This is a genomic window from Acinetobacter sp. GW821-FHT01E09 (assembly GCF_059422385.1).
Map to the genome: position 1 here is coordinate 2854763 of NZ_JBWKWU010000001.1, position 15206 is coordinate 2869968.

Genomic DNA, 15206 nt, shown 5'->3' on the forward strand with positions numbered 1-15206 from the left:
TATCGTTGTTATATCTATTTCATTCGCCAATTCTATTTTTTAGATAAGGCATGAGCACATTACCACTGACTTATTATTGTACAAATCCAATCAAGCAAACAAGACCTACACCTACGTATTTGATTAAATGTTGTTTGCTCTATCTTTACTTTTTAATGTTTGTTTTTCAATATATTTATTTGATTTTTCTCAATATATTCCCATCAAAATAAAAAAACTGTTCATGTTCCATAAAAAACACGAACAGCTTATATTTATATTATCGTTACATATGCATTATCGCCCAATGATGCCACGTGCCACGATTTCTTTCATAATTTCATTTGTACCACCATAAATACGCTGAATACGTGCATCTACAAAGAAACGAGAAATTGGATATTCCGTCATATAGCCATAACCACCAAACAGTTGTAGCAAGCTGTCGATGATTTTCATCTGCATATCCGTACTAAAACTTTTTAAAGCCGCTGCTGTTTCAACATCCAATTTACTTTGTTTATACAAAGCTAGATTTTGGTTATAGAATGCTGCTGTTGCCAACTCATCAATTTTTGCTTGAGCCAAAACAAAACGAGTATTTTGGAAGCTGCCAATTTTCTGACCAAACGCTTGACGTTCCTGTACATACTGAGTAGTAATATCGATTGCACCACGAATTGCACCAAGTGCCGTTGCTGCAATTGCAGTACGTTCACGAGGTAACTCCTGCATCAAATAGGCAAAACCTTGACCTGCGCTACCTAACAATTGATTTGCTGGAACTTTAACATTATCAAAGAACAGTTCTGAGGTATCTTGAGAATGCAAACCAATTTTATCGAGGTTGGTGCCCTTTTTAAAACCATCTAGATGTGTATCAACCAATAAAAGTGACACACCTTTTGCACGTGCTTGAGGGTCAGTTTTTGCTGCCAATACCACTAAATCTGCATGTTGACCATTGGAAATAAATGTTTTAGAACCATTCAAAACATAATGGTCACCATTTAAAATTGCACTACTGCGCATCCCTTGTAGGTCTGAACCCGCACCCGGTTCTGTCATCCCAATTGCGCCCACCACTTCACCTGACACCATTTTCGGTAACCAGTATTGTTTTTGTTCTTCGTTGGCAATATGCAAAATATAAGGAGCTGCAATTTCTGAATGACATGAAATCGCGGTAGACAATGCACCATAGCCTGCACGCGCAGACTCTTCAACCAACATCAATGAATATTCAGTTGGAACGCCATAACCACCATACGCTTCAGGCACATCCACACAAAGATAACCATTTTCACCCAATAATGACCATACTGAACGTGGCATTAAACCTTCTTTTTCCCATTGCTCATAAAATGGAGCAACGTGTTCACTCATAAAACGTTTAAAGTTATCACGAAAAAGTTCTAAATCTGCATCATATGCCAACATGTCTTGTATTCCTTTCAATCTGAGTTTTTGATTTTATGATCCCTAGCATGCTAATCATTTTTTACGGACTTGTCATGACCACATGAGGTCATTTTTTCTGAGCATTTTTGCGAATAAAGAAAAGACTTTTCCATAAAAAAAGAGTAATCAGCTTTCGCCAATTACTCCTTAGGTTGTCAATGAATAATCAAAACTTAGAATTTATCGTCTTTAAACATCGGTAAAGAAGAATTTAGCTTGGTGATCTCACTCATCAATTTATTCACAACGGATGGGATTAAGGCATCTGCCATTTGTGCAGCTTGTAAACCTAACTTTTCGCCAAGTGTTGGCTTACGACGTGTTTGAATCACATATACGTCATGTTGTGGCAATAAGCTCAGCAAGTATTCATCTGAAGTTTGCAATTTATCCACTAAATTTAAATTGCGCGCATCTTCACCATACCAGTGTTCACCTGTTGCAACTTTTTCGACATTGAGTTGCGGACGATATTTTTCAACAAAATGCTTAAATAATTGATGCGTTTGTTGTAACTCTTCTTCAAATTTTGCTTTACCTTCTGGGGTGTTTTCACCAAACATCGTCACAGTACGTTTAAACTGACCTGCGGTATATAGCTCAAAATCAACATGATGTTCTTTTAACAGTCGATTAAAATTAGGGACTTGCGCAACAACACCAATCGAACCAACCACAGCAAATGGTGCAGAGACGATTTCACTTGCGATACACGCCATCATATAACCGCCACTCGCGGCCACTTTATCCACACAAATCGTCAGATTAAAGCCTGCATCGCGTAAACGAACCAATTGTGCAGCTGCAAGACCATAACCATGCACCATACCACCCGGGCTTTCTAAACGAACAATGACACGATCACGCCCTGCTTTTGCTGTCGCAAGAATTAATGTAATTTCTTCTCTTAAATTTTCTACAGCTGAAGCCTGTACATCTCCTTTAAAATCTAAGACATAGATTTTTTGATTATTTTTTTTACGTACACGTGCTTCTTTTACAAACTGTTGAGTCAGTTGAAACAGTTCCAATTTCGATGCAGTAGATTGAGCAATTCTTTTTCTTTGCTCATTAATTCGGGCATTTAAATGACTGATACGAATTTCTGCGGGTACTTTGGGTAAATGAAATAACATAGAATTTATAATCTCTAATATTTAAGGAAATGCTTTTCTAATAAGATGCGGACGGATCAGTTAAATTTCAATACACTTTTTGAAAAATTCGACAAAGCCCAGTCCACTTCGACTTGATGCATGATAAAAAGCTTTGTCTACACACTTTATAACAGACAACAATAACTAAATTTTAGTTATGAAATATATAGCTTTTTTTTATACTTAAAAACGCATGAAAATTCGAGTAAAGATACGCGTTTTGAATAGATTAAGATTTTATTAATAGTTTTTATATCTAAGTTAAGCATTGCTGATTTCAGCATATTCAGCGACTTTAACTCGAAAAAAACGTAAATGCCACTTGGTAGAACTTTTGCTGGCTTTTCTTATGACAAATTCACACAAAAAAACATAGACATGTTTATATCAAACAGATAATACAAATAAACATATATCACACATTTTGATTTTTTATATTAGGTTATTTACCAGCTCTTTTTATCTAAATAACATATTTGTTATTTTGATTAAACTATTTAAAATCAACACGTTAAAAACAATAATTACATTTTGTAAATTTATGAACATTTTTATGTCATTTCTTTAAAAAATGTTTAATTTTATCAACATCAAGGATAAGGATTGAGTATGGATATCTCCTCACACGATGAACACCTACCCCCTAAAAAACAAAAGTTTTATCAAATCCTCTATGTTCAAGTTATTTTTGCCATTGTACTTGGTATGCTTCTTGGACACTTTTGGCCAGATATTGGTGCAAGTTTAAAGCCGTTAGGTGATGCATTTATTAAACTGGTCAAAATGATTATTGCACCTGTTATTTTCTTGACGGTTGTCACTGGAATATCAGGCATGAAACATATGGGAACTGTAGGACGAGTAACGGGTAAAGCGATGCTTTATTTCCTAACATTCTCCACACTCGCATTAATCGTCGGGATGATCGTTGCCAATATTATTAAACCAGGACAAGGTTTAAATATTGACCCTACATCATTGAAATCAGAGAAAGTTGTTGAGTACGCTGAAAAAGCACATGATGCTTCGATTGTCGATTTCTTACTGAATATTCTTCCGACAACCATTGTCAGTCCATTAACAAGTGGCGACATCCTGCAAGTTCTATTTGTTGCTGTATTATTTGGTTTGTCCTTGGCTGCGGTAGGCGAAAAAGGTCAACCGATTGTAGACTTCTTAAACAATCTTACAGCACCCGTATTCCATTTAGTTGGAATGCTGATGAAATTTGCTCCGATTGGTGCTTTTGGTGCAATGGCATTTACAATTGGTAAGTATGGTATTGAAAGTATTGGAAATCTTTTACTTTTAATTATGACATTCTATATCACTGCCTTACTCTTTATTCTGGTTATTTTGGGTGCAGTGGCACGTTATAATGGATTTAGAATTACAGATCTAATTCGCTATATCAAAGATGAATTATGGTTAGTTTTAGGGACCAGTTCATCTGAAGCCGCACTTCCATCCTTGATGCGTAAAATGGAAAAAGCAGGCTGCGAAAAATCTGTGGTTGGCTTGGTTATTCCTACTGGTTATTCATTTAACCTAGACGGTACCAACATCTATATGACGATGGCGGCGCTCTTTATTGCACAAGCATGTAATATCGATTTGAGTATTCAAGACCAAATCTTATTGTTGCTTGTTGCAATGCTCAGCTCTAAAGGTGCTGCGGGTGTTACAGGTGCCGGATTTATTACCTTAGCAGCAACATTGTCTGTTGTTCCAGCAGTTCCTGTTGCAGGTATGGCTCTAATTCTAGGTATTGACCGCTTTATGTCTGAATGCCGTGCACTGACCAATTTAGTCGGTAATGCATGTGCGACGATTGTTGTGGCACGTTGGGACAATGCTTTAGATAAAGATAAACTGGCTGCTGCATTCTCTCATCCAAGTAAAGCACACTATGATGCTAAAGCTGTTGAACAACATCGTGAAGATCCAATCGATTAAAAATATCCTATAAGCAATATTTGTAATAAGAAGGAGCTTTTGAGCTCCTTTTTTATATAAAGCAACTATGAGTAGATCAGAAAATTACAAACAACAATCAACTGCTATTCGCATATAAAATAAAGCACTAACTGAAAAATATATTTAATGCACAAAGTTTAAAATGATGTGTTTCTTAAAAGCATTTGTCTAATTTACCCATTCTCAATAGATTGGTTTTATTCAGACAATACCATACTTAAACAAAAATACTTCATTCAAAAGACTTAACGAAAACCGTATTCCCCCCTATTTCAGTACTCATCAATGAATAGGTTTAGACGATCCATTCATTATTTTAGAGCTTAAATTTTTAATTGTTTTTGATCCACCATTCTCATCAATTTAATTCACTGCATCAGAGGTTTATATACTGTATCTATAAAAAAAGAGCCTTTCGGCCCTTTAATTTCACATCTAAACTTGACTTAATCAGTACTCGAATTAACCGAAACGGCCGGTAATATAAGCTTCAGTCAATTGGTGATCTGGTTGAGTAAAGACTTTCTCTGTAGAGTTAACTTCGATTAAGTCACCTAAATGGAAGTATGCTGTACGATCAGAAACACGCGCTGCTTGTTGCATGGAGTGGGTTACAATTGCGATTGTATATTGCGTAGAAAGCTCAGAGATTAATTCCTCAACTTTTGCTGTTGCAATTGGATCGAGTGCAGAACATGGTTCATCCATTAAAATCACTTCAGGGCTTACCGCAATCGTACGTGCAATACACAAACGTTGTTGCTGACCACCTGAAAGACCTGTACCAGGCTGACTTAAACGATCTTTTACTTCATCCCACAAACCTGCTTTACGCAAGCTGTTTTCAACAATCTCTTCTAAATCATACTTATCTTTGGCCAAACCATGCAGTTTAGGCCCATAAGCAACATTATCAAAAATTGATTTAGGGAACGGGTTTGGTTTTTGAAATACCATTCCAACTTGAGCACGAAGCAACACAACATCTAGATTTGGATCATAAATGTCTTGGTTGTCTAAGCGCACTTTACCTGTTACACGGCAAGTATCAATCGTATCATTCATACGGTTCAAGGTACGTAGAAATGTTGATTTACCACAACCTGATGGTCCAATAAATGCAATCACTTCATTTTCATAAACTTGAAGATCAATACCCTTAATCGCTTCTGCGTCACCATAGTAAACATGCACGTCTTCAGCACTAAGTTTCACAGTTGTATTTTTTTCTTTCTTCGGTGTCGAAGACTCAAACTGGGAGACAAAAGAAGTGCTTGCTTGCTTTTGCTTACTATCAGTCGATGTAAATTGAGATTGTTCAGAATTCACGGTTGTATCCTGTCTTAAGGAATTTTTAGTTTCTACAGTATTCATCTCTATTCTGCCCTCTTTTACCAGCGAACTTCAAATTTCTTACGTAACCAAATTGCAAAGCTGTTTAAACCAACCATAAGTGCCAATAACACAATGATGGCTGCAGCCGTACGCCCTTCGAAGAAGTTACGTAATTCATTACCTTGCCATAAGTAAACTTGAACAGGTAAAGCCGTAGATTGATCTAATGGAGATACTGGAATATTTGCAACGAAAGCGCTCATACCAATTAATAGTAATGGTGCGGTTTCACCCAATGCATGAGCAATACCAATAATCGCACCTGTCATAATCCCCGGTAGAGCCAAAGGCAATACATGGTGGAATACTGTTTGTAAACGAGAAGCACCAATACCTAACGCCGCTTGGCGAATTGATGGTGGTACTGCTTTCAATGAAGCACGTGTGGTAATAATTACTGTAGGCAAAGTCATTAAACTTAAGACCAAACCACCAACCAAAGGTGCGGATATAGGTAAATGCATCCAACCAATAAAGATAGCAGCACCCAATAAACCAAATACAATCGATGGAACTGCTGCAAGGTTATTGATATTGACTTCAATGATGTCAGTAATAAAGTTTTTCGGTGCAAACTCTTCTAGATAAATCGCACTTGCTACACCCAATGGAATAGAAATCGCGATCACAATTAACATCATGAACAATGAACCCATAAATGCACCAGCCAAACCTGCTGTTGCTGGTGAGCTGCGTGAATCTGGGTTGGTGAACATTTGCGTGTTAAAAGTACGGTTAATAATCCCTTTCGCAGCCAAGTCATCAGAAAGTTTACGTACTTCTGGACTAAGTTGTTGCTGCTCATCAGGCAATGAACGATCGATATGACCAGCCAACCACACATCAATATTGGCATCAGCAAGGAAATTAAGTTCTACCGTTTTACCAATCAATGCTGGGTCTTTAAACATCATATCACGGATACGATATGCTTCTGAACTGGTGTAAATACTTGAAAGATCATCACGACGACTTTCGAGTGCAGGGTCTTTTGCAATGATTGCATTTACAATCAATGCATCCCAATCGACCATACCCATTTTAGTTTGCCAGTCGACATAACGCTCTTGAAATACAGCAGGAGATTCGCCCACTTTTTGTGTCGGTTTTGGTCCAGCATCAATCATACTTGGATCAAAATACACAGGTACAGTCATACTTGCTTGCCAAAATGCTGGCAACCCTTTGTATAAGATACTTCCAAATAAAATTGCAACAAATGCCAAACCAATAATCACTGCTGAAAAACCAGCAAAACGGAAGGTCTTTTCTTTACGATGGCGTTTTGACAATGAGCTGGCGATTTTAGCTTTACGTTTTTCTCGCAACTCAGCGGCAGCTTGAGGATCAAATACATTTTGATCCACAGGAGATGTATTTGATGTACTCATTCGTATTGCTCACGATATTTACGCACAATATAAAGTGCGACAATGTTTAAACACAATGTAATGGTAAATAAAGTTAAACCCAGCGCAAACGCAACCAATGCCTGCGGACTTGCAAAGTCTGTGTCACCTGTTAATTGTTTTACAATCGTTACAGTAACTGTTGAAACAGCTTCAAGTGGATTGATATGTAACAATGGACTATTACCAGCAGCAAGTACCACAATCATGGTTTCACCGACTGCACGAGATACTGCAAGTAAGAATGCACCCGTAATACCTGGTAAGGCAGCTGGAAGAACCACTTGACGAATGGTTTCAGATTTGGTCGCACCTAAACCTAAAGAACCATCACGTAAGGCGCGTGGCACTTGAGTGATAATGTCATCTGACAAAGAAGATACGAATGGGATAATCATAATACCCATTGCAAAACCTGCTGTTAATGCACTGGTCGCATTAACTTCGACACCAATTGAATCACCAATAGATTTGAAGATTGGGCCAATCACCATCATGGCAAAAACACCATAAACAATGGTCGGAATACCCGCTAAAACTTCAATTGTCGGCTTTGCCCATGAACGGAATCGAGGTGAAGCATATTCAGCAAGATAAATTGCAATCATTAAACCCAGTGGAACAGCAACCAGTAGTGCAATACCACTGACCATGAGTGTTCCCCACAGTAATGGTAATAAACCATAACTTCCTTCAGCATTGCCTGAAGTACTAAAGCCAGGATTCCACTCTGTACCAAAGAAGAAGTCGATTGGACTTACAAACTGGAAAAAGTGCATCGCCTCACTGAACATCGACATCACAATACCCACAGTCGTGAGAATCGCAACACCTGAACACAGGATCAAAACAACGTTAATGGTTTTTTCAACTTCGTTACGTGCACGAAATTGTTGACTAATTCTTTTTCTTGCCCAAATCAATCCAAGGATCGCTGCACAAGTTACCACAGCAAACTTTGCAAACGAGCCAATTCTTTCAAATTTTGAGAGTTGTTCTGCAGCTGCAACCTCATAAGCTGCTGGCGTATCTGTCACACCAAAGCCAGAGGCAATTGCTTTAATACGATCTACCAGTACATCTACCCCAGCTGTATCTAGCGATGAAGCAATATTTGCTGGAACATTTTTTAAAATTAGATGTTGTAAAACACTTGGTTCTACCAAGTTCCAAACAATCAAAATTAAAAAAGCTGGGATTCCACACCACAACGCCACCAAAGAGCCATAATAGCCAGGACGTGAATGTAAAATTGCAGTGTTATTTCCCTTACCTGCTAGGCTTCGGCTTTTTCGTAGCCCGATTTGATATGCGATAGCGATTAAAGCCAATAACACGCCAATGAGTAGCAGATTCATGTATTCTCCACCGTTTTTTCAATTTTAATGATTTGAAAAAACTCTACTTAGCAAGGAAAGCCGATGGTAGTCACCCACCATCAGCTCCATTATTGCAGTTTTATTATTTACCAGCTTTAAAACCAGCCAATACTTTTGCACGTTCAGCGTCAGACAATGAAATCAAACCAGCTTTGTCTAGCTTAGAACCTTTACCAGATACTTTCTTGTTAAGGAAGTATTCAGTATATTCTTTTAAGCCTTTGATTGACTGTAAATGCTCACCTTTAACATAGAAGTATAAAGGACGAGATACAGGGTAAGTACCATTTAGTACAGTTTGCTCAGAAGGAACAACGTTGTTCACTGTCGCAACACGTAATTTATCTTTGTTTTGGTCATAGAAACCTAAGCCAAATACACCTACCGCACTTGGAGATGTTTTTAAACGTGCTAGAGTTTCAGTATAATCACCAGCAATTTCAATTACTTTACCGTCTTTACGGAAGTTAGAACATGCTTTTTTCTGTGCATCTTTGTCTAACTTTTTGAAGTAATCGTAAGTTTCGCAACCCGCTTCAACCATTTTCTCTTGGAACACTTCACGTGTACCGTGGTTAGAAGCTGGAACAACTAAAGTAATTGGCTCATTTGGAAGCGATTTATCAATTTGGTTCCAACGTGTATATGGGTTTGGTACCAATTTACCATTTGATGGTAATTCAGCTGCTAGGGCTGCAAATACATGTTGTGGACGTAATTTATAAGCTGCTTTGCTTGCATTTGAAGCAAAAACGATACCGTCATAACCGATTTTTATTTCTTGGATTTTATTTACGCCAGCTTTTTTACATGCTGCAATTTCAGTATCTTTAATTTTACGTGAAGCATTTGCGATATCAATTGTGTTATCGCCTACACCTGAACAGAACTGTTTAAGACCAGCAGAACTACCGCCTGAGCCAACTACAGGTGCTTTAAATTGAGGGAAAGTATTACCAAATTCTTCAGCAACAATACTCGCATAAGGAAGTACAGTAGAAGAACCAGCGATTTGGATGGTATCACGAGCGTTTGCTGCTACTGCTGCCCCTGAAACTGCTAATGCAAGTGCGATGTGATTAATGCGCATTCTTTTCTCTCTTAAATAAACTGCTATTTTGAAGTACACCACTTCTTGTTGTGTCGTACTTTTCGGATAACTGCATTTTGATTTTAAAATATGACAAATAAGTTACAGCTTTATGACGCTTTTATGATATTTGATAATTCACATTTGATTTTATTAAAAATCTTTTAAATTCAATATGTAAACAACTGTGTTCTATTTTTTAAATTTGAGGATATTACAATTCAAATTGTAATATTTCATGTGTATGTCACAAAAGCTGTATTAAGGTTTACCCATTTCAAGCGACACTCTATGTCGTGATAGCCTTATTTTCTCATCTAAAAACCCTTAAAATAAATAAAAAAGAGCAATTTAAATGATCAGATTAAATCGTAAAGAATGGCATGAAACTTTTCTAAAAATGGTAGCCTCAGCCAGCATGATCACGTTTATTATCTATATGAGTTGTTGGATTATTTACTTTTTATTGGCACAAATTAGCCAATACAATCTGATCCAAAATATTGTCATTAGTTTTAGCTTCATCAGTTTATTTATATTAACCATGCAAACCTTACGTTCAATGTATCAGGTCTACTATTTGCCTTTAATGAATAGTTGCAGGTTAAATTATCAAAAAATTATTTTCTTTTGCAGTAGTTTCTCCATTGCACTTATTGTAGTCAGCTCATTTTTATTAAATTTTGGAAAAATGTTAAAAGATTATTACAGCTAAGCAGATCTAAAAGACCACCACTGCGCATGCCTACTATGCAATCAAGTGTTCTATTTTTCTTAATCATTCCACACAATAATTGAAATTTCAAAGAACACAGCATTGTTTTATATTCAAATGAGCATTCCCTAAAAGATTTGAATATGAATAGCAAAACACTGAACAACTTTAACCCAGACCTCCCCGTTCATATGAGTTTCTCCGAACATGACTGGCAGCTCTTAGCCCAATATTGGTATCCAATTGCATTAGCAAGAGATATTACTGAGCAACCACTCGGAACCATGTTGCTGGATATGCCATTGGTCATTTATAAAATAGATACTGAAATCATTGTTGCCAAAGATGCCTGCCCACATCGCGGTGTTCCTTTAAGCATCGGAACAAATGATGGTCAAGGTATCGTTTGCCGTTATCATGGTTTACGCTTTGGTGAAAATGGAAAATGTAATCGTATACCTGCACACCCGAATCATAAAATTTCGGACCGTTTCCACCTAAAAACCTATGCTGCTGTTGAACGTTATGGATTAATCTGGTGTTCACTTTTAGCAAAAAAACAGGATATAGCCAATATTCCAAACATGCCGCATTGGGATGAGACCACGTACCAACAACTGGTTTGTCCTCAAGTCGATTTAAAATGCTTTGCTGGTCGACAATTGGAAGGCTTTATCGATGTTGCTCATTTTGCATGGGTACATCCAGAAACTTTTGGTGATCCAGAAAATACTGAAGTGCCTGATTACACCACACAAGAAACAGACTATGGTTTTAGTGCTGATTATATCAGTAGTGTGGGTCGTTACCCAATTGGTCTAGATCAATTAGGACAAGCGGATTTTCAATGGTTACGCCATTTTGAAATTCATTTACCTTTTACCGCAACATTAACCATTCATTTCCCCAATCAAGCGAAACAGGTCATTATGAATGCTGCCTCGCCCATGACAGCACGTAGTACTCGATTATTTGCCCCCATTTGTCGTAACTATGATCAAGATTTACCAATAGAAGATGCTTATGAATACAACCTTACAATCTTTGAAGAAGACCGTTTGATCGTTGAGACACAAAAACCAGAATATCTACCTTTAGATTTATCCATTGAGGCGCACTTCCCTGCTGATCGCAGTTCAAGTATGTATCGCCGTTTATTAAGGAAAATTGGATTTAGCCCATTATTCGCCGCATAAATCAGTTTCATCACCATGTTTTATAGAAGTTGATCAGGCTTCTTTAAAACAATAAAACCTGAATGTATCGCTCTATATATTTATATTTTTTCCAGTTGATTAAATTTAACTCAAAAGTTTCTATTAAAATTGCACTCTTCGATTAAAAGATTAAAATGCACATTACATAAATGAAGTGACTCCAATTAGGTGGTATAACATGCAACAAATGTGGTCAGACATCGATGCCTATATCGAATCACATTTAATTCCTGAAGATCCAATCCTCATACAAACATTAAAAAACACTGAGGATAAAGGATTTCCAGACCACCTTGCTGTTGCCGCAAATCAAGGCATGTTATTGCAAATGTTGATTCAAATGAACAAGTGCAAACGTGTTTTAGAATTAGGTACTTTTGCAGCGTATAGCACCATGTGGTTAGCCCGTGCGCTACCTGAAGATGGCTATATTTTAACGATTGAGGGTCGTGATACGCATGCTGCTTTAGGTCAAGAAAATATAGATCAGGCCAAGCTCAAACAAAACGTTGAATTAAAGTGTGGTCGTGCAGCTGATATTTTAAAAGCGTTGCCTGAAGCTACAGAACCTTTTGACTTTATTTTTGTCGATGCTGATAAACAAAGCTATCCTGAATATTTAGAATTAAGCTTAAACCTGTCGCATTCAGGTACAGTGATTGTTTTGGACAACGTTATTCGTGCTGGTGACATTCTTGACCCAGACAACATCAAACCAAGTATTGAAGGGATCCGTGACATGTATAAAGCCATGCAAAACCATCCTAAAATTCTGTCATGTACAGCTTTGCAAACTGTAGGTAGCAAAGGGCATGATGGTTTTGCCATTGCAATTGTAAAATAAAACATGCTGATTTAATTTTTAAAGCTGCTATTTAGATAGCAGTTTTTTTATAGCTAAAATTTTAACAAGTCCAGCTTAGCTTCAATCATTCTCCTTAGAGTTATCCCCTGAACTTGTTTGTAGAATTGTGGATAACTCAATAATGCTTTAATAAACCCATGAAAATAAAATACTTTTAATCGTCGATTAATTTTCAACCAGTTAAATTCATGGTTCATGAAAAAGTGCTTGCATTTCAAAATGCAATATTTTTATCAAATTTTTTAATCAAAAAAAATGCCACAAATCATATTATTTGTGGCATTTCATCTCTTCTGTTTGATCGGCCATTTGACTCAATGTCGATTGCTCAGGTCGCGTTGTCTTTTATCTTCAAATCAAACTTATTTTGCGACCAACAATGGAACTGCAGCGTTTCTAAAAATAGTGGTCGTTACACTACCCAAAAAGAATTGATGAATTTTACTATGACTAAATGCACCTAGAACAATCAATTGAATTTGATGCTGATCTTGATAATCCAAAATATTTTCAGCAACATCACCATAACGGTACTCTACCACCACATCTAAACCTGCATCTTTTAAACGTTGCGCAGGCTCATTGAGAATTTCAGGATGATCACCGACATAGAGTAAATGGCATTGTAAAAGTTTAAGCAAATCACTTTTTTCAACACGTTTTAGCATTTTTTGACATGTTTCTGAAAGCTCATAAGCAAAAATAAACCGTGTAGGTGGTTTAAATGTTTGTCCAACAGTTAATACGGTACTTTTGGTTCCACGAATAAAGTTTTCAACATTACTGCCCAATATTTTATTCTTCTCAGCTGAACGCTCACCCACTCGACCGATGACAGCGATATCATCTTCAGTCAATTCATTGAAGCTTTGTTCGAGAAAATCACCTTTGGCTTGAATTTGAATTGGTGTGATATTGTATTTTTCTTGAATCATTTCAGAAATATGCTTGAGTAAATTATTACTGTAATCCAGTGCTAACTCACTTTGCTTTTGTTCAAGTTCAGCCAGCTCTTTAAGTAACATCGCATTACTTTCAAAGCCAATTACCCCACTAATTTCCCCTAAATGATAACTTGCAGGGTAATAATCCAATACTTGCAATAAAACCAGTTCACGACCAGTTTTTTGAGCAATCCATGCGGCTGCTTCTGCCAATGCATTGATGCACGGAGAAGAGTCAATACAAGCCACTACTCTGTTCATTTTAACCTCGCTTTAGCTTTACAGCTTTGGGTCTATATTATTTTAAATTAGCATAAGTTTTTATAAGTTTGGACAACTTTATGTAATTAATTCCATAATTTAATTATGTATTTGTACAAACTGTGCGTTCATTCACGATAACGAATAAAACGCGCTGGGTTCCCAGCCACAATTTCTCGTTCAGCTACATTTTTAGTGACCATACTATTCATTCCAATCACCGCATGTGAAGCAATTTTTACACCATCTTTCACACCAACATGCGCGCCCAGCCAAACATCCTGACCAATTTCAATGCCTTTGGAAGTCACAGCTTGTTGATAAACAGGAGTACTCAAATCCATCCCATGATCAAAAGCATAAAGATGACAATAGGCAGCTATTCGGACTTGATCATGCAATTTAATACCGACTTTGCCCCCATCCAAAATACAATGATGATTGATCGCGACTTCATTACCAATCTCTAACGGTCCATGCAAGGTACAATCCGCTGCAATAAAAGTATTATCCCCAATGACAATTTTCCGACCAGGCTCAGCAAAAATATGAGCTAATGGTGAAATAAAACAATTTTGACCTATTTCAACAGTTTCCATTGCCATCAAATACGCTTGATACTGCTGCTGCCACTGCTCCGCCCAAACTCGATTTTTCGGTTTAAGTGAATAATACAGCCACGGCATATAATTTAAGCGATGCTTATGTTGTTCACGATATTTTAATAATGGGTCTTGTTCAATCATCAGCGTCTTCCAACAATTTAAGTTGCTCACGCCCACGCGTTACATCTTGAATTTTTAACTTAAGTGGATCAATTTGATGTATTTGTAATAATGCCTCAACTTCAACCCCATCAGCAGTATATTGTTCTGTATATTCAATACCTTGGGTATTTAATTCATACTGAAAAATTGACCATTCGCTGAATTGGCATTGAAAATAAATTTTCTTCTTTTCAATCAGTTCTATTTTTTCAGCCAAAAGCAAACATTGCCCTGCACAGCCACCATAGGCACGAACTAAACCACCTGTACCCAACTTGATGCCACCATACCAACGATTGACCAATACAATTGCATTGGTTAAATCATTGCCCTCAATGGTCGCAAGGATCGGGCGACCTGCTGTACCTGAAGGTTCACCATCGTCATTAAAACGAACATTATGACCTATTTTCCATGCCCAGCATTGATGTGTTGTTGTTAGATCTAAATGTTTTTCCAGAAACATTTTAACTTGCTGTTCATTTTCAACAGACGCTGCAATGGCTTGAAATCGACTCTTTTTAATATCTTCCTCAAAAATCGTTTCGGATACAAGTGTATAAACCATAATGAAAATAAAACATTCAAAC

12 protein-coding genes are annotated in these 15206 nt (G+C 37.1%); 3 read left to right on the plus strand and 9 right to left on the minus strand.

Annotated features, from left to right (window positions below; translation table 11 throughout):
• Positions 1-276 precede the first annotated feature (276 nt).
• Together AC07U8_RS13145 and sohB are read right to left on the minus strand one after the other, a co-directional pair.
• The gene (locus AC07U8_RS13145; protein ID WP_004719235.1) at positions 277-1419 is read right to left on the minus strand and encodes an acyl-CoA dehydrogenase family protein; all 1143 of its coding nucleotides are present in this window, start codon (positions 1417-1419) and stop codon (positions 277-279) included.
• Positions 1420-1613: 194 nt separating this feature from the next.
• Positions 1614-2576 (minus strand): protease SohB, encoded by a 963-nt coding sequence (gene sohB / locus AC07U8_RS13150; protein ID WP_004822565.1) that lies wholly within the window; start codon positions 2574-2576, stop codon positions 1614-1616.
• A 630-nt stretch (positions 2577-3206) separates the two neighbouring features.
• Here sohB and AC07U8_RS13155 point away from each other — a divergent pair.
• Positions 3207-4553, plus strand: a complete 1347-nt coding sequence (locus AC07U8_RS13155; protein WP_494738015.1) for a dicarboxylate/amino acid:cation symporter — start codon at positions 3207-3209, stop codon at positions 4551-4553.
• A gap of 483 nt (positions 4554-5036) precedes the next feature.
• On the opposite strand, the gene pstB is transcribed toward AC07U8_RS13155, so the two are convergent.
• From pstB to AC07U8_RS13175, 4 genes are all read right to left on the minus strand, one after another.
• Entirely contained in the window at positions 5037-5948 is a 912-nt protein-coding gene (pstB, locus tag AC07U8_RS13160) for a phosphate ABC transporter ATP-binding protein PstB (RefSeq protein WP_004719228.1), read from the minus strand.
• 17 nt (positions 5949-5965) lie between these two features.
• Positions 5966-7360 (minus strand): phosphate ABC transporter permease PstA, encoded by a 1395-nt coding sequence (pstA, locus tag AC07U8_RS13165; protein WP_494738016.1) that lies wholly within the window; start codon positions 7358-7360, stop codon positions 5966-5968.
• On the minus strand, positions 7357-8736 hold the full coding sequence (gene pstC, locus AC07U8_RS13170) for a phosphate ABC transporter permease subunit PstC (protein WP_004822570.1): 1380 nt from the start codon (positions 8734-8736) through the stop codon (positions 7357-7359). The genes pstA and pstC overlap by 4 nt, the downstream gene beginning before the upstream one ends.
• Positions 8737-8839: 103 nt before the next feature.
• The gene (locus tag AC07U8_RS13175; RefSeq protein WP_004822573.1) at positions 8840-9847 is read right to left on the minus strand and encodes a substrate-binding domain-containing protein; all 1008 of its coding nucleotides are present in this window, start codon (positions 9845-9847) and stop codon (positions 8840-8842) included.
• Between the two features lie 858 nt (positions 9848-10705).
• Here AC07U8_RS13175 and AC07U8_RS13180 point away from each other — a divergent pair.
• Positions 10706-11758, plus strand: a complete 1053-nt coding sequence (locus AC07U8_RS13180; RefSeq protein WP_494738017.1) for a Rieske 2Fe-2S domain-containing protein — start codon at positions 10706-10708, stop codon at positions 11756-11758.
• A gap of 199 nt (positions 11759-11957) precedes the next feature.
• Positions 11958-12623 (plus strand): O-methyltransferase, encoded by a 666-nt coding sequence (locus AC07U8_RS13185; protein WP_494738018.1) that lies wholly within the window; start codon positions 11958-11960, stop codon positions 12621-12623.
• Between the two features lie 383 nt (positions 12624-13006).
• Here the strand turns inward: AC07U8_RS13185 and AC07U8_RS13190 are convergent, their stop codons facing one another.
• From AC07U8_RS13190 to AC07U8_RS13200, 3 genes are all read right to left on the minus strand, one after another.
• Positions 13007-13849 (minus strand): universal stress protein, encoded by an 843-nt coding sequence (locus tag AC07U8_RS13190; RefSeq protein WP_004719212.1) that lies wholly within the window; start codon positions 13847-13849, stop codon positions 13007-13009.
• Positions 13850-13977: 128 nt separating this feature from the next.
• Positions 13978-14595 carry an acyltransferase gene (locus tag AC07U8_RS13195; protein WP_244013093.1) on the minus strand — a complete coding sequence of 206 codons (618 nt, stop codon included), beginning with the start codon at positions 14593-14595 and terminating at the stop codon, positions 13978-13980.
• Positions 14588-15184 (minus strand): IMPACT family protein, encoded by a 597-nt coding sequence (locus AC07U8_RS13200; protein WP_004822578.1) that lies wholly within the window; start codon positions 15182-15184, stop codon positions 14588-14590. The genes AC07U8_RS13195 and AC07U8_RS13200 overlap by 8 nt, the downstream gene beginning before the upstream one ends.
• Positions 15185-15206: the final 22 nt, after the last annotated feature.